At 48.7% G+C, this 16,394-nt stretch carries 12 protein-coding genes; 10 read left to right on the forward strand and 2 right to left on the reverse strand.

The annotated features are described in order from the left end of the window. Positions 1-62 precede the first annotated feature (62 nt). The 8 genes from MHI52_RS05235 (at position 63) to MHI52_RS05270 (ending at position 14,355) form a co-directional block, all read left to right on the forward strand. The gene (locus MHI52_RS05235; RefSeq protein WP_036672588.1) at positions 63-1,418 is read left to right on the forward strand and encodes a diaminobutyrate--2-oxoglutarate transaminase; all 1,356 of its coding nucleotides are present in this window, start codon (positions 63-65) and stop codon (positions 1,416-1,418) included. Next, positions 1,412-2,845 (forward strand): MFS transporter, encoded by a 1,434-nt coding sequence (locus MHI52_RS05240; protein ID WP_405158610.1) that lies wholly within the window; start codon positions 1,412-1,414, stop codon positions 2,843-2,845. Before MHI52_RS05235 ends, MHI52_RS05240 begins: the two co-directional genes overlap by 7 nt. Continuing rightward, on the forward strand, positions 2,823-4,610 hold the full coding sequence (locus MHI52_RS05245) for an IucA/IucC family protein (protein ID WP_339287086.1): 1,788 nt from the start codon (positions 2,823-2,825) through the stop codon (positions 4,608-4,610). The genes MHI52_RS05240 and MHI52_RS05245 overlap by 23 nt, the downstream gene beginning before the upstream one ends. Further along, positions 4,585-6,564 (forward strand): IucA/IucC family protein, encoded by a 1,980-nt coding sequence (locus tag MHI52_RS05250; RefSeq protein ID WP_339285673.1) that lies wholly within the window; start codon positions 4,585-4,587, stop codon positions 6,562-6,564. Before MHI52_RS05245 ends, MHI52_RS05250 begins: the two co-directional genes overlap by 26 nt. After that, the gene (locus MHI52_RS05255; protein ID WP_339285674.1) at positions 6,561-7,337 is read left to right on the forward strand and encodes an aldolase/citrate lyase family protein; all 777 of its coding nucleotides are present in this window, start codon (positions 6,561-6,563) and stop codon (positions 7,335-7,337) included. The genes MHI52_RS05250 and MHI52_RS05255 overlap by 4 nt, the downstream gene beginning before the upstream one ends. After that, positions 7,334-8,761: a type III PLP-dependent enzyme gene (locus MHI52_RS05260; protein ID WP_405158611.1), complete on the forward strand. Its 1,428-nt coding sequence runs from the start codon at positions 7,334-7,336 to the stop codon at positions 8,759-8,761. The genes MHI52_RS05255 and MHI52_RS05260 overlap by 4 nt, the downstream gene beginning before the upstream one ends. Continuing rightward, positions 8,721-10,568, forward strand: coding sequence for an IucA/IucC family protein (locus tag MHI52_RS05265; RefSeq protein WP_405158612.1), 1,848 nt, complete (start codon positions 8,721-8,723; stop codon positions 10,566-10,568). The genes MHI52_RS05260 and MHI52_RS05265 overlap by 41 nt, the downstream gene beginning before the upstream one ends. A 313-nt stretch (positions 10,569-10,881) precedes the next feature. Further along, on the forward strand, positions 10,882-14,355 hold the full coding sequence (locus tag MHI52_RS05270) for a glycoside hydrolase family 2 TIM barrel-domain containing protein (protein WP_405158613.1): 3,474 nt from the start codon (positions 10,882-10,884) through the stop codon (positions 14,353-14,355). Positions 14,356-14,462: 107 nt separating this feature from the next. Here MHI52_RS05270 and MHI52_RS05275 read toward each other — a convergent pair whose 3' ends face one another. Then, positions 14,463-14,912 (reverse strand): hypothetical protein, encoded by a 450-nt coding sequence (locus MHI52_RS05275; protein WP_405158614.1) that lies wholly within the window; start codon positions 14,910-14,912, stop codon positions 14,463-14,465. A gap of 169 nt (positions 14,913-15,081) precedes the next feature. On the opposite strand from MHI52_RS05275, the gene MHI52_RS05280 reads away from it, so the two are divergent. Continuing rightward, positions 15,082-15,555: a DUF4362 domain-containing protein gene (locus MHI52_RS05280; protein ID WP_405158615.1), complete on the forward strand. Its 474-nt coding sequence runs from the start codon at positions 15,082-15,084 to the stop codon at positions 15,553-15,555. A gap of 25 nt (positions 15,556-15,580) precedes the next feature. On the opposite strand, the gene MHI52_RS05285 is transcribed toward MHI52_RS05280, so the two are convergent. Further along, positions 15,581-15,898 (reverse strand): hypothetical protein, encoded by a 318-nt coding sequence (locus tag MHI52_RS05285; RefSeq protein WP_340983371.1) that lies wholly within the window; start codon positions 15,896-15,898, stop codon positions 15,581-15,583. Between the two features lie 89 nt (positions 15,899-15,987). Between MHI52_RS05285 and MHI52_RS05290 the strand changes: the two genes are divergently transcribed. Then, the gene (locus tag MHI52_RS05290) at positions 15,988-16,368 is read left to right on the forward strand and encodes a hypothetical protein (protein WP_405158616.1); all 381 of its coding nucleotides are present in this window, start codon (positions 15,988-15,990) and stop codon (positions 16,366-16,368) included. Positions 16,369-16,394: the final 26 nt, after the last annotated feature.

The raw sequence follows: 16,394 nt of genomic DNA on the forward strand, positions 1-16,394 counted from the left end.
TAGAACAAGAATCACAGGCAGCAGGTTCAGCCTGAATCGATTATAAGGAGCGTTAGAGGGCTATGTCAGTAGAGGTGCAGACGGAATATCTGAAGATGCAAAATGAGAAGGAATCCAATGCAAGATCGTACCCGAGACATTTCCCGCTTGTCATTAACAAGGCCCATGGGGTGAAGATTACCGATACGGAAGGCCGCGTATTCTACGACTGCCTGGCTGGGGCAGGAACATTGGCGCTGGGGCATAACCATGACACGGTGGTCAACGCCATTCGCGATGTTCTGGATCAGCAGATTCCTCTTCATACACTGGATCTGGCAACACCGCTGAAGCTTTCATATATGCAAGAACTATTCTCCATTCTTCCGGCAGAGATGCGAGACAAAGCCAAAATCCAGTTCTGTGGTCCAACCGGAGCGGATGCCGTAGAAGCAGCCATTAAGCTGGTCAAACATGCTACAGGCGGCAAGTCTATTCTTGCCTTTCAGGGAGGTTATCACGGTTCGACCCAAGCGACGATGTCGATGAGTGGCAACCTGAGCAAGAAACAACATCTGCAAAGCCTGTTGCCCGATGTACATTTCCTGCCGTTTCCTTATGAATACCGCTGCCCATTTGGTGTTGGTGAAGGCATGACGGCCCGGTTAAGTGCACAGTATATCGAGAACTTGCTCGATGATTGCGAGAGCGGTATTGCGGCACCGTGTGGGGTCATTGTGGAGACGGTGCAGGGTGAAGGTGGAGCCATTCCGGCAGATATCGAATGGCTGAGGGAGCTGCGGCGAATCACAGCAGAGCGAAATATTCCGCTCATCATCGACGAAGTGCAGACAGGCATTGGACGGACAGGCCGGATGTTTTCATTTGAACATGCCGGAATCATACCCGATGCAATTGTCTGCTCCAAAGCAGTTGGCGGAAGTTTGCCGATGTCTGTTGTCATCTACAAAGAAGAGCTGGACAAATGGCAACCTGGTGCACATACAGGCACGTTCCGTGGCAATCAGCTCGCCATGGCAGCGGGACTTGCGACACTTCGTTATATTCGGGAACAGGATGTTTTACACAACGTACATCTGCGCAGTGAGCAGTTCATGAATCAACTGAATGCAATGAAAGAGCGGTATGCAGAGATTGGTGACGTGCGAGGCAGAGGACTGATGATCGGCGTTGAAGTGGTGGATCCAACAGGACGGAAGGATCGTCTGGGACATTATCTGCCTAATGGTGCGCTGGCTGAGTCTATTCAGCGCGAATGTTTCAAGAATGGATTAATTGTAGAACTGGGCGGGCGTCATTCAGCTGTTGTTCGTTTTCTGCCGCCGCTGAATATTACGGAGCAAGAATCGGGTGCAATCCTTGCGATCTTTGAGAAATCGGTAGCTGAAGCGATAGCCTTAGCAACAGCCGCATGCTGAAGCTTTCCCTGATGAAGAGGCATGCAGTATTACTCGCGATTCTGATCGGTGCTTTTTCGCTGGTACTGACCAACAGTGCATTTAACCTGCTGCTGCCTTATTTTGTGCAATATTATCAGATCTCTACGACAGCAGGCGGACGGATCATTGCCTTGTACATGCTGGCTATGACGTTAACAATGCCGCTGGCTTCCCTGATTGTGGACCGACTGGGGCGTAAGCAGACGTATATGTTGGGCATCAGCATCTATGGACTGTTCTCGGTGGCAGGTGCGTTGTTTTATCACTCTATTGAGGTACTGTTGCTGGTTCGTTTCATGCATGGCGTTGCCGCGGGGCTGATGATTCCGTTATCACTTGTGCTGCTTTTTGATGTCTACGGACCGGAGGTAAGGGGACGAATTACAGGAGCGTGGGGCTTGCTTCTTATGCTCGCTCCGGCTGCCGGTCCAACATTGGGGGGCTTCATCATTCAGTATGGACGGCTTGAAATGTTGTTCTGGCTCAATGTGCCACTGGCTATATTCTCGTTGATCGGGTGCGGTCGAGTCATTCAGACCTATATCCCTGCCCGTAGGAAAAAATGGCATCCATCCAGTGTCATGCTGCTGATCTGTGCGGTAGGTGCTCTTAGTCTGGGAGTACAGTTGTACGCAAGTCCTGTCGTGGCAGTATGGGTACCTTGGCTACTGATTGCGCTCGGTGTGGTGTTGCTCATTCGTTTTGTCCAGACCGAGAACGGTCGGAAGGAACCACTTATCCGGTACCAGTTACTGCGACGTAATGCCGTCTTTCCGCTGACCGTATTGATCTCGACGATTCAAGATTGTGTCATGTTTGGCGTAATCTTTGCATTGCCACTATTGTTCCAGGATGTCTTCCACCTGTCGCCTGCCTTATCTGGTGCGTTATTCATTCCCTTGTCGATCTGTACAAGTCTGTTCATGTGGATTGGCGGTAGCTTGCTGGATCGCGGTCGGTCCATGCATTTTATCGCATGGGGGACGTTGCTGGTTTCGATATCGATCTTATCGTTTGCGGTTCTGCCCATGGGAGCGTCAATATGGATCATCGGGATGCTCATGGCGTGTCGGGGAATTGGCGTTGGTTTGTCAGGCATGAGTATCTCTGCAATTGGTCTGCAAGCATTACCGGACGAAGATATGCACGAAGGGTCGGTGTTATCAACCACGATTGAGCGTCTTGCTTCTTCGTTTGCGGTGATGGGCTTGACCTTGTATTACGATATGCGTTGGCAATGGCTTGCCGGGGCAGGAACGTCCATGGAGATGGCAAAATGGGGAGCGCTCAAAGAGATCTGTATCGGACTTGGCTGCGCCATACTGCTTACACTTCCCTTGGTCTTACTTATAACCCGAAAGAAGGTTGGCATCATTGTTCGAGATGGAAAACAAGCTCCGGTCTGAGGCTGAGCAGCAGGCCCACGAACATTCGTGCAAGCTGCTGTTGAACTGTTACATCCGTGAGCTTGCGCTAGAGAAGGAAAGCGATATTCGGATCAATCCAAATACGCTGTCGTACACTGTTGCTTTTCAAGCCAGTAGGGTGAAGGTGACAGGACGCTTGTCTTATTACTCTGTCATAGGGGAGCATGAATACCTCAGCATGGAATCTGGCGGGGAAGCGGTGCATTATGGCGACCTGGTTCGTTGGATCACATCTGAGCTAAGCGGAAATGGGGAACAGGGAGCGAGTTCGGATCAACATGGAATGAAGAAAAGTGTGATGGAAATGAAGCGTTCACTTGAGGTGGATATTGCACATCCAAAGGGCGAGAATACGAATCGTGTAGATGCGACGTATGCCAAAGATTTTGCACAAAAGGTAGATAACAGTGTCGGTAACCTTACGTTGTATATCGAACAAGCAGCCGGTCTCGACATCCATGACTATCGCACATCTGAACAGTCACTGTTGTATGGTCATCCGTTCCATCCGTTTCCGAAGAACTCCAAAGGCTTCAGCGAGGATGATGTGCAGAAGTACAGTCCGGAGTTACGGACATCATTTCAACTCTGTTATATCGCCGTGAGGCAGGATGTCTACGTGCAGGAATGGGTCGATGACGAGGCGGCAATGGATTTGCAAGACCTCCTGTGGAGCCATGTGGAGCCTATTTTAAAAGAAAAGAGTGAAATGTATGGGCTGCTGCCTGTCCATCCATGGCAATATGCATACATATCACGATTGTCCGAGGTGCAGCACTACATTCGAGATGAAAAATTAATCCTACTCGGTAGTGCGGGGCCAACCGTCTACCCAACTTCTTCAGTCCGTACGGTTTATGTTCCCGAATGGAACTGCAATATCAAGCTGTCACTGAATATGCAGATCACGAACATGATTCGCACCAACAGTGCTGAGCAGATGCACAGAACACTGGATGCCTCCAAGTACGTCAGGCAGCATGACTGCTTCGGTGCTGAACCGAACACACATATTGCGTATGAGACGGGTGTAGCGACTTGTGCTTTTGAAGATGAAGAGTTAACCAGTCTGTTTACGATAGCTTATCGGCCCATTGAGTTTGATGTTGAGAATACGTATGTCTTATCCAGTCTGGTTGAAGCACCACTTCCCGGGATGCGTTCTAGGTTGATGACGATGCTGGGTGGTGGACGTGACATTGCCGAGCGTTGGCTGGAACGATATCTGGCATGTTCGCTGCTGCCGATTGTACGGGCGGCGGGAGAGAAAGGTATTCATTTTGAAGCCCATTTGCAGAATACACTTGTCACATTGGAGGATGGGTTGCCTGTGGCTTTTATCGTCCGCGACCTGGAAGGGGTCAGTGTGGATGAGGAACTTATCCGTGAGCAGGATCGTGCTGCGTCCGATTTATTATTTTATTCGCGAGAGAAAGCCTGGGCGCGGACATCGTACTATTTTATCGTCAATCATCTGGGGTCTTTGATTCATGCGATGGCGCGAGATGTGAACGTCCCGGAGGAGCATTTCTGGAAACAGGTACGTGAGGTCCTTGTGGAGGAACTGGAACGAACGGGCAATGCATATGTGCAATATCTGCTGACAACGGATGCATTTCTGGCCAAACAAAATTTGGTGAGTTGTCTAAGGGGGATCAGCCAGACCCCGGCCTACGTGCCGGTGAGCAATGTAATGAAACGAATGGGGAGTGAAGTGCGTGGGAGTCGTGGGATACAGGGCTGAAGCAGGCGGCAGGACAGAAGCAGTATACGTGGGTGTACAGGAACGGATCATGCGGCAGACGTTGGAGGCGATGTGGTTCGAAGGCATTCTAGACAGTCATGTAATTGGGAGCGAATGGAGAACCAGCGGGCTTACATCTTCCGGCGATTCTGTAGCGTACACGTGTGAAGCGGAGCGGAAGTTTTCGTTCGGTCGGGTGAAGGTGAAGAAGGGTTCGATTCAAAGAGAAGGCGTACTCTGCACCGATCTGGATCTGTTTTTGGAGGAAATTGTGCTGAACGCTTTGAAGGGTGCAAATGTCACGGCTTTTATCCAGGAACTACTCGAAACGATGGCAAAGGACAGTCAGTGCCAAGCTATATTGCCCTTGAACATTCCGAATGAAGATCGGCATTATGATGCGCTCGAAAGTCACATGACCGACGGTCATCTGTACCACCCGAGTTATAAGTCGAGGCTGGGATTTTCTTTGAAAGACAATCTGGCTTATGGCCCTGAATTTAACACGGAGGTTGCATTAGTCTGGGTTGCTGTGAAAAAAGAATTTGCTCAGACCGCTGTATCCGCGGGTTATAGCTCGGAAGAACTGGTGGGACAACATCTGACTGCAGTGGACGTACAGCGATTTCAACAGATCCTGCAACAACAAGGTTTTACGGACACGGGTGAGAACGTCAACGCATATGCGGCGAGTGCAGATCAGCTTGAGAGCAGTGCCGAGGTTGGTGAAATAACAGCTGTTCAAGATAGCTTAATAGGCTCTAGCGTTGGCAGCAAAGACAGCAAGGTAGATGGGGAAATAGGTTCTAAGGCGGGTGATCGATATGTATTCATTCCGGTTCATCCATGGCAGTGGGAGCACCAGTTGGAATCGGTATATGCCCGTCAGTTGATGGATGGAGACATCGTGTATCTTGGTCCATCGTCTTCGCCATATCGTGCGCAGCAGTCGATCCGTTCGCTGTCGAATCGGGTGAATCCGGAAGCCCCTTACATCAAGCTGGCCCTTAGCATCACCAACACGTCGAGCACACGTATTCTGGCACAGCATACGACCCAGAACGCACCGCTGATCAGCGATTGGCTGGATGAACTTGTTCGTGAAGATGAGCTGTTGCAACAGGCGCAGTTTGGCATTTTAAAAGAAATCATGGGATTGTCGTTCCGTTATGAGCAGTTGCCTGCAACCCAGTATGGACGGGCCTACGGTACACTCGGTGCCATCTGGCGGGAGAATGTATCGGTTCACCTGAAGCAAGGTGAGACGGCGTGGCCGCTGAATGCATTGATGTTGGTGCAGCCGGAGGGTGTTCCATTTATCCAGGATGCTGTAGAACGACATGGGGTGGAAAAGTGGAGCGAGGCCCTTGTTCGCACAGTTACACTGCCAATTATACATCTGCTCTATGCACACGGGATTGCGCTGGAATCTCATGCCCAGAATATCATTTTGGTCCTGGAAGACGATCTGCCGAAACGAATCATTATCAAGGATCTGCATGATGGTGTTCGTTATGTACCGGATCAACTGTTGCACCCGGAACGGGCACCGAAGCTGAACCCAGAACCAGAGACCCACCGCAAGTTCAATCGGTATTCCTTCATCTATGCCGGAGATGTGTCGGAAGTCCGTGACTATACGTATGATGCATTCTTTTTTATCTGCATGACAGATATTGCGCTGGCTTTGGAGAAGTTTGGGTTGTCGGAGGAAGCGTTCTGGCAGCTGTGCGCAGGTGTAATTGTGGATTATCAGAAGCAGCACCCGGAATACGCAGAACGGTTCGTTGCATTTGACCTTTTTGCCGAAGATGCACTGATCGAAGAGATGACCAAGCGCCGTCTGTATGGGGATGCAGAGTTATATTTCCGCAAGGCGAGTAATCCGCTCAAGATATCAAAGGATGCACTTGAATCAAAGAGGACACCCGAATTAAAGGGAATCGTCGAATGAGGATTAACACGCTGAAGGAAAAAATTGCACGCAAACAGCCAGTATATGGCCTTTTTGTATCCATACCACATCCGGTCATCATTGAGATGATCGGACATGCGGAATATGATTTTGTCATTATTGATCTGGAACATGCCGCAACATCGATGGAATCGGTAGAAGATTTGGTTCGTGCGGCGGAACTGGTGGGCCTAACCCCGTTGGTTCGAATTTCGAAGGTGGAGCGAGTGGAGATTCTGAAAGTGCTGGACTGTGGCGCACAAGGTATCGTCATTCCACATGTCGAGCAACTGGAGCAGGTGGAGGAAGCGGTTCGTCACGCCTACTATCATCCGGTTGGCATGCGGAGCTTGAATAGTGGTCGTCCCGGTGTATTTGGGAAATATCCGCTCACAGGATACATTGAAGAAGCGAACGAACAGGTGATGGTTGTCCCCATGATTGAAAGTGCAGAGGGCGTGCGGCAAAGTGCACAGATTCTGTCTCACCCTCAGGTGAGCTTTGTATTGGAAGGGGCAGCGGATCTGTCGCAATCCCTCGGTGTGCCATGGCAGACCGAGCACCCAGATGTGAGACGTGCGCTGGATGAATTGCATGCTACCGCTCGGCAGTGCGAAGTACCTTATGCAACGGTCACTAGAGGTGTGGATGATATGTCGCTCTGGGCTGAGCGGGGAGTACATATATACGTGCTTGGTGATGATCGGAATACGGCGTTTCGGGCGTATGCCCAAAAACGGAATGACTACAGGAATGCGGGTGGGCAGATATGAAACCTGGTGTATGGCATGCGATAGATGAACTGCAACGCGGAATGGAAGATCCGGTATGTGCGTATGTATACGATCTGGCTGGCATTCAGGAACAGGTACATCAGATGTTGGACAGCATGCCTGGGAACACACAGTTGTTCTACGCCATTAAGGCGAATCCTGATCCGCGGATCATTGAGGCGCTGCTTCCATTGGTGAAGGGCTTTGAAGTGGCTTCGATTGGAGAGCTACTCAAGGTTAGAGCGGTAAGTCGCGAGGTTCCAATTCTGTTTGGAGGTCCGGGGAAAAAGGAGAGCGAACTACGTCTGGCGATCGAGCAGGGCGTGAGCTACATCCATGTGGAGAGTCTGTTGGAACTTCGGCGCATCATTGCGATTGCGAAAGAGCGAGCGAAGGATCAAGAACATGAGCAAGAGCACGTGCAGGGGAGCAGGCAGAAGCAAGAATGGGAGCAGAAACCGGAGCAGAGATATACGCAAGCATACGGCGAGGAACTGATGCAAGAGCAAAAGCAAAAACAGGATCAAGAACACGAGCCGAAACACAAGCAACAACAGAAGCAAGCGCAGGAAGTGCGAATACTGCTCCGAATCAACCTGCGGAGCAGTACGTTACCTCGGACGAAGATTGTCATGGGCGGTGGGCCGAGTCCTTTTGGAATCGATGAAGAGGCGGTGGAAGAAGCCATTGAACTCATTCGTGTGGAAGGCGCGGGTGTGGTTCGGTTAAGCGGGTTCCATTTTCACTCCTTGTCCAACAATATGGATGCAAGGCTACACGCCGAGATGATCGAGTTGTATTTGCAAAAGGTGGAACAGTGGCAGCAGCAGTATGATCTTCCTGTGGAAGTAGTGAATGCAGGAGGTGGATTCGGTGTCACGTATGATGGCAGTCCCGGATTCGACTGGCCCTTGTTCACTTCCCTGCTGGAGCAAAGTGAAGCCAGAGAGCGCCTTGCTTCAAGCGGAGGTCAGCTGTATTTTGAATCTGGTCGACTACTGGTGGCAGACCATGGGTACTACGCAGCAGAAGTTACGGATATCAAAACCTCTCATGATCAGTATTTTGCCGTGTTAAGAGGAGGTACGCACCACAATCGTCTGCCTGCTTCATGGGGACATAACCATCCGTTTCAGATTATGGCGACGGATCGCTGGAAACACTCGTTTGCCCGTCCACAGGTAAGAGATCGTCGAGTCCATATCGTAGGTGAGCTATGCACACCCAAGGATCGCATGCATTCTGATGCGGAGGTAGCACTGTTGCGCGTGGGAGATATTGTTTTGTTTGAAAAGTCTGGGGCTTATTGCTGGACCATCTCGCATCATGATTTTCTGGGGCATCCGCACCCGGCATTCCATTATCTAACGGAGGACAATAATCATGTCAACACTGATGAAACGTTCCAGTCTGCAAGCCGCTGAACGCCGGATTATGGCGGATCTGATGAATTCATTTTTGTGGGAGCAATTAATCCCACTGGAGGATCACCCATTCATTGATTTTGCCGAAGCACCTGCACCGTTCCGTCGATTGTACAAGGGATATGACAGCGAAGAGCATAATCAGAATGGGGCTTCTCATGTCAGATTGCATACGCAAGGTGTACTGTGTCTGGTTGAAACTGGAGTAAGACAGGGGACTCAGTGGATTCAGGGTTCACCGATCTACGAGGAGAAAACTGATGGAAGCTGGGTTCTCCTTGATACTCCGACAGAAGTTGGACGTGCGGTGTTACAGAGGGCTTTGTCGGATAAGGCCTATGCGCAGCCTGGGGTGGCGGAATTCCTGGTTAGTCTGGACATTGCTGTGGAGCAGTATGCTTTGGGCTGGGAACAAGTCCAGTATCTGTCCGCTAACGTCCCGGCTTCTGCTTATGAATGGTTTATCAAGGGGGAGCGCGTTGCGGCATTGCGGGATCGTCCATTTCACCCATCGTCCAAAGCCAAGGTGGGATTCAATGCAGAAGATGTAACACGGTATGCAGCAGAATTCGGGAAGGCGATTTCGCTGCGCTGGGTGGCTATACGGCTGGATGCCGTGCAGCAAGGGTGTGAAGATGGATTGTCCATTTTGGATGTGTTAGACGATGTTCAGCGCGGAGTGGTGGAAGCCGAGTTTGCCAAAAAAGGGATCACGTTGGACGAATATCTGCCCATGCCTGTTCATCCGTGGCAATTGGAACATGTGATTCTGCCTCGCTTCACGGGGGAGATCGAAGAGGGTAGCATTGTCGTATTGGACATAGAAGTGGGCGACGTACAGGCAACATCCTCTTTGCGCTCGATGGCCCCATCAACCGAGTCTACCCTAATGCTCAAGCTACCGGTTAGCGTATTGTCACTGGGGGCTGCTCGTTATCTTCCGGTAGTGAAGCTGTTGAATGGTCTTGCCGGAGAACGGATGTTACGACAGGCCGTTGCCTGTGATGAGACGTTGAAGCACAAGGTGTATATGTGTGAAGAGCAGAACTGGTGGGGCTTCATGCCAGAATCCAAGGGACTGTTCGATGATCATCCACGCCATCTGGCTGCACAGATTCGTGTGTATCCCACTGAGTTGCTTAATGAAGCCTACAAAGTCATTCCAATGGCCGCACTGGGTGTGAATCTGGAAGGGCATCATCTATTAACGGAAATTCTGGGGGATAACCTGAGCAGCACGGATGTTCTCGAGTTTTATACCAGCATAGCTACGACGTTTTATGATATCGTGATGCGCCTGTTCAAGGTGGGTGTTGTACCTGAGATTCATGGTCAGAACTGCTGTCTGGTGTTGAAGGATAATGAGGTAAAAGGTCTCTTGTTCCGCGATCATGATTCGGTGCGTTTGCATCAGCCTTATCTGGATAAACATGGCATTGCAGACCCTGCCTATCATATTCGTCCAGGCTACTCGAACAGCCTGTATAACGAGACGATCCAGAAGTTGATTTTCTATGTGCAGTCTTTGGGGACGCAGGTGAATCTGGCTGCGATCATGGAGGCACTTAGCGAAGTGTATCACATCCCGGAAACGAAGTTATGGGAGATCACGGAGCAGGCTTGGAAGGAAGCGCTGCAACATGTGCAGCTTCCCGAATCCGACCGGGCCGCGCTCGCTCATGCGATATTCGAGAGCAGGGAGTGGCCCGTGAAGTTAGTTGTCCGTCCGCTGCTTGAAGCGGATGGGGTGCCTGGTGCGATGCCATCGGGCAAAGGCATAGGGTGGAACCCTTTTTACAAGGGATAGAGGTTGAGTAGTGTTGGTGTAGGAGTGTATAGAGAAGAAGTACGTGCTATAGGATAGAACTAGAAGGTGACTCGTTTGACGGGTTGCCTTTTTGGCTTGTTGTCATCGAAAGTTACTATGCTTGGAGGGAATAAAACGTTCATCATTATGGCTAAAAAATCTTATGAAATGGAGTTACAGGAAAGAGACTGATGGTATAATCGGGTTATGTGTTATAGTCATACTTGTGTATTACCGAAAAGGTTTTCGGAGAAAGCGACATTTACTGTTGTAACCGCAATCATAATTTACTTCAAGAAAGTGAGAAACTAACATGAATCAGAAGAGACTTTTTAATGATGGATGGCAATTTGCGAAAAGTAAGCTGGATGTTACGGAACCTGCGGGTCTGGTGTATGAACCTGTTGAGCTTCCCCATGATTGGCTGATATATAATACGCTTGAACTATATGAAGACAGCATCGGATGGTACCGAAAGACGTTCCATTACACGAAGGATGAGCAGCAGCTTCTGCTTTGTTTTGATGGCGTATACATGGACTCTTCGGTGTATGTGAACGGGCAGCTGGTTGGGGAGTGGAAGTATGGCTATTCCGCTTTTGAACATGAGATCACGAATGCACTGGTGGAAGGCGACAATGAGATTGTGGTCAAAGTAGTACATCAGAGCCCGAACAGCAGATGGTATTCCGGGGCCGGAATCTATCGCCATGTGTGGCTGAAGACGAGAGACCGCAACCATATTGTTACGGATGGAATCTATGTATCCATCAAGCAACAGACGGATGGCTGGCAGGTGGAAGTGGATACGGAGCTGAACCTGGAACAGAATCAGCAGGCAGAACTGGTGCATACGATCTTGTATGAAGGTCAAGTGGTGGCATCCAGCCAAGCGAATGTTACGGCTTCGGAGGATGAGAATGCGGCCGCATCGGCAGATAGCCAACAGATCATTGTGGAGAGTCCAAACCTGTGGAGCCCGGATGCACCGCATCTGTATGAACTGGTGACTGAGTTGCGATTGATCTCGGAAGATCGGACAGTTGAATCGGTATCACAGCGCATTGGATTCCGGGATATCAAACTTGATGCCAATGAAGGGTTCCACCTGAACGGGGTCAAGATGAAGCTGAACGGCGTGTGTGAACATCACGATCTTGGGGCGCTGGGAGCTGCGTTTAACCTGACGGCATTGCGTAGAAGATTTGTTTTGCTCAAAGAAATGGGCGTTAACGCCATCCGTACCGCGCATAATATGCCTGCCAAAGAGTTCATGGAACTCGCGGATGAGATGGGTATGCTGGTTGTGTCTGAAGCCTTTGATATGTGGGAACGTGCCAAAACGCCATACGATTATGCGAGATTTTTCCCGGAGTGGGTGCATACGGATGTGAAGAGTTGGGTGAAGCGCGACCGTAACCATGCCAGTCTGATCATGTGGAGTATCGGGAACGAAATTTATGATACCCATGCGGATGAGCGTGGACAGGAAGTAACTCGGATGCTGATGGATTATGTGCTGGAATTTGATCCAAAAGGTAATGCTGGCGTGACGATTGGTTCGAACTACATGCCTTGGGAAAATGCACAAAAATGCGCGGATATCGTGAAGCTGGCAGGCTACAACTACGCGGAAAAATACTACGACAAACATCATGAAGAACATCCGGACTGGATCATCTATGGTAGTGAAACGTCTTCGGTGGTGCAAAGTCGTGGCATTTATCACTTCCCGTTCGAACAGCCGATTCTGGCAGATGATGACGAGCAGTGTTCGGCTTTGGGTAACAGTACGACCAGCTGGGGCGCGAAGTCGGCAGAATACTGCATTTTGGCAGAGCGGGATACGCCGTATTCACTGGGTCAGTTCCTGTGGACCGGATTCGATTATATCGGAGAGCCGACACCGTATCATACGAAGAATTCGTATTTTGGACAGCTGGATACAGCAACGTTCCCGAAAGACTCCTACTACATCTACCAAGCGGCTTGGACGGATTATAAGAAAAGTCCGATGGTTCACCTGTTTCCGTATTGGGATTTCAGCCCGGGTCAGATTATTGATGTACGCGTGTGCAGCAACGCACCGAAGATTGAGCTGCAACTCAACGGTAAAACCATTGGTACGTACGATATCGATCATGCCAACGGAACACAGCTGTCTGGCTGGTGGAAAGTGCCGTACGAAGAGGGCGAGCTGAAAGCGATCGCTTACGATGAGAACGGCCAGATCATTGCAACCGATGTGCAAAGATCCTATACGGATGCGAAGAAGATTCGTCTGCAAGCGGATCGGGCGCAGCTACAAGCGAATGGCACAGACCTTATTTTTGTAGAAATTGATGTGGAAGATGAAGCGGGTAATCCGGTTCACAATGCGAACAACCGCGTGCAAGTTCAGGTGACTGGTGCAGGACGACTGCTGGGTCTGGATAATGGGGACAGCACCGACTATGATCCCTACAAAGGGTTGAGCAGAAGACTATTCAGCGGCAAGCTGATGGCGATCATCGGAGCGACAAATGAAGCTGGAACGGTACGGATTGAAGTTTCTTCCGAAGGGTTGGAAGGAGCTACGGCTGAATTTGAATCTCTACTTGTGGCGGCTGAACTTAATGATGAGAAACAAGTACAATCTGTCTTCATGAACAATGAAGAACGTCCAGTGCTTACGGGGAATGCTCAGGAAATTCCTTTGCGGAAAATCGAGATCATCAGTACTGCAGGACAGTTGCTCGATCCGTCCAACCCGGAGCTGGTCGTAACCGCCAAGCTGTATCCAGAGAACACCTCCTACCGCGACATAGAGTGGGCTGTTGTGAACGATGCAGGAATTGAATCCAACATTGCCAAAGTGGAAGCTGTTCAAGCAGAAACCGGCGATAACGGTGGGCATCAACATGCGGTGAAGGTATCGGCTATAGGTGACGGGGAGTTCCGGCTTCGCGCAACCAGTACCAACGGTACGGATAAAACGAAACTCATCTCCCAGCTGGAGTTCAAGGCGGACGGTCTCGGTACAGCCTACAAAGATCCATACGGCTTCATCACGGGTGGACTGTACGATTACACCAAAGGTGAGGTTGGTAACGGCAATGAGCGCGGGGTAGCGACAAGTCGGGATGGAGAGACGCATGTAGGCTTCCGTAATATTGACTTTGGACCGTACGGCTCCGATACCATAACGATTCCTATCTTTACGTTGTCCACGGAGGACTACTTCATTCAGATCTGGGAAGGTATGCCGGATGAAGAAGGAAGCACGATGATCGCGGATGTGGTGTATGACAAAGAGTCCATCTGGAATGTATACCAGGAAGAGACATACCACTTATCCAAACGCCTTAGCGGGATCACGTCGATCTGTTTTGTACTGAAGCAGAAGATTCATATTAAAGGCTTCTCCTTCGAACGTCAGAGTCGGGCCTTTGAACAGAATGCGGCTGCATCCTGTGATCATCTCTACGGAGATACGTTCAAAATTGAAGCTGATCGAGTAGAAGGTATCGGGAACAATGTATCGCTGGAGTTTGAAAACATGGACTTTAAGGCAGAAGGCACATCCAAGCTCGTGATCTACGGTCATTCACCGATCGATAAAAATACGATTCATATTCGCTTCGCAGGTGCGGACGGACAGAGCAACCAGCTGGTTGAGTTCACCCAGTCAGGTGGATATGAGGAGCGGGTGTTTGAGCTTGAGCAAGTGACAGGTGTGCAAAAAGTAAGCTTTATCTTCCTACCCGGCAGTCAGTTTGACTTCGGCTGGTTCAGATTCGAGAAATAAATGTGATCGAAATATAAAACCCTTCAAGCAGGCATGGGTCCATGGGAACGTGGATCTGAATCGCTTGCGTGAAGGGTTTTTCTTGTATGTAGGTGTGAGAGAAAACATCAATGAAACTGCTCTGCTTCAACTGAGAGATCTAAGTGATGACCTATTCTGCTATAAATGTACAACTTAATATCCGTGTCTTGTAATGCAAGCAGGTTGATCGTTTTATCACTATTTCTGCTGATAGATGTTTCCATAGGTTCACTTCCTTCATCTACATACATCTTCACATATATCGTGTGGTTGCTGTTGTTTTCAATCGATATGTTGGCATGTGTTCCATTCGAAGCAACCATTGTGAAGCTGCCGTTGTATGCGGAACGACCTTCATGTTGAGTTGGGGCAATGAGCAGAACAGAAGTAGATGTTGGGACGGAGCGCTCCATTTCATGGGCTAGTCCGGTTGATTGCCACTCATTTGTTGAAGTTAGAGCCGCTGTACTTGCTGAATGGGTGGATAGTAGTACAGATAGAGCCAGTGCTACACCGAGCATTGTTTTTAACGTCATTAAATTAACCCCCTGCTAAATGATAAATCACTAAAATTTTCGTTCCTGTTTATACATTTCTATGATTCTAAACGTTTGGGACAACGAGGGAGTTACAGATAAATGACAAATTAAGCATAATCATGCAACAAAGGATAAGATTGAAACGTTTCATACATGAGGTGATGGAATGAGAAAAAGTATGCTTATCCTATCGTTAGCTTTAATGCTGTTAACTGCCTGTCAGGCAAATGATCCAACAACGGATTCTCCAGTAATCACGAAATCATTCCCAGAAATTATTGAGCCTCATAATCCAGAGCAAGCGGAGCAAAGCGGCGATGTGGTTGTGCTTCATGGAGGCATACGGAACGAAGATAAGTGGGACACATTTATGAAAAATGTGAAGAAAAAACAGCAGGATCAGGTTCGTGTAACGATGTATACCATTGAAGGTGGGCCCATTATCCAGGAATTGATCTATGATGGTACAGCTATTCAATCGACTTACGATAACTCAAGGGATGCCTATGGCTCCAAACAGGGAATGAAGACAGACACCTGCAAAGGGATCGGTACGATGAAGAGTGAGCAGGGACATATTTTTTACGTGTTAACCGGGTGTGAGAAGGAAGAGAACCCCTTTTGGATGCCTAAGTTGTAAATGAGATGTATCCACATGCAAATTCTTAATAAAAACTGTGAAGCCGAGGCTGGCTATGCAGGTTTTTGTTGCTATTTGAAAGGTGAAAAATCGAAATTTTATCTGTACAAAGCATTGACTGTCCACCACCCTGAATCTCATAACCCAACTGCACTTCATGATCTGTATAGGTTGCATTATGCATTGTGATGGTAAGCTCATCTACTGTTTTGGTTTGAAATGGAATGTTTGAATCGGGAAGTGCGGATTCTTCTTTATTAGTTACAGAAAAATAAAGCACAAGTTGAAGTATCAATATTATAAGAGCAATAATGATAGCGATGATGATATTCCTTTTGTTCAATGTGCATCTTCCTTTCAGCGAATAGATTTTTAATGAAGTGAATTTAATAGTTAATAACCAATTATATCATATTTTGGGTGGTTATATAAATGAAGAGGCTTTGGGTGTTATGTATTTTGATACTTTTAGTGACAGGGTGTGGTCAGAACAATAGAGAGAAAGCCATTGATTATCTAACGCAAAATCAAAGAAATGATGCATCACTCATTGTATTTACCGACCGACCTTCGGAGCGACCATTTACTGTTGAGTTACAGACGCAATTAAATGAAGTGAATAACGAGAATTTGAGGGCAGAAGGCCCAATAACTAACGTAACCTTTTATAATGTCCGTGATGAAAACAAGTTTAATTATGAGAAGATTTTTGGTCTGAAATCATATCCGTACATGATCCTGTTCGAGAAAGGCCAGATTACATTGGAGACGCAGGAACCGGAAGAGATCGTTCAGCATTTTAAGAAGAGGTAAGAGTCTACTAAAAAACGTGCACGAAC

This window comes from Paenibacillus sp. FSL H8-0283 (assembly GCF_045040675.1).
In the GTDB taxonomy this organism is placed as follows: domain Bacteria; phylum Bacillota; class Bacilli; order Paenibacillales; family Paenibacillaceae; genus Paenibacillus; species Paenibacillus amylolyticus.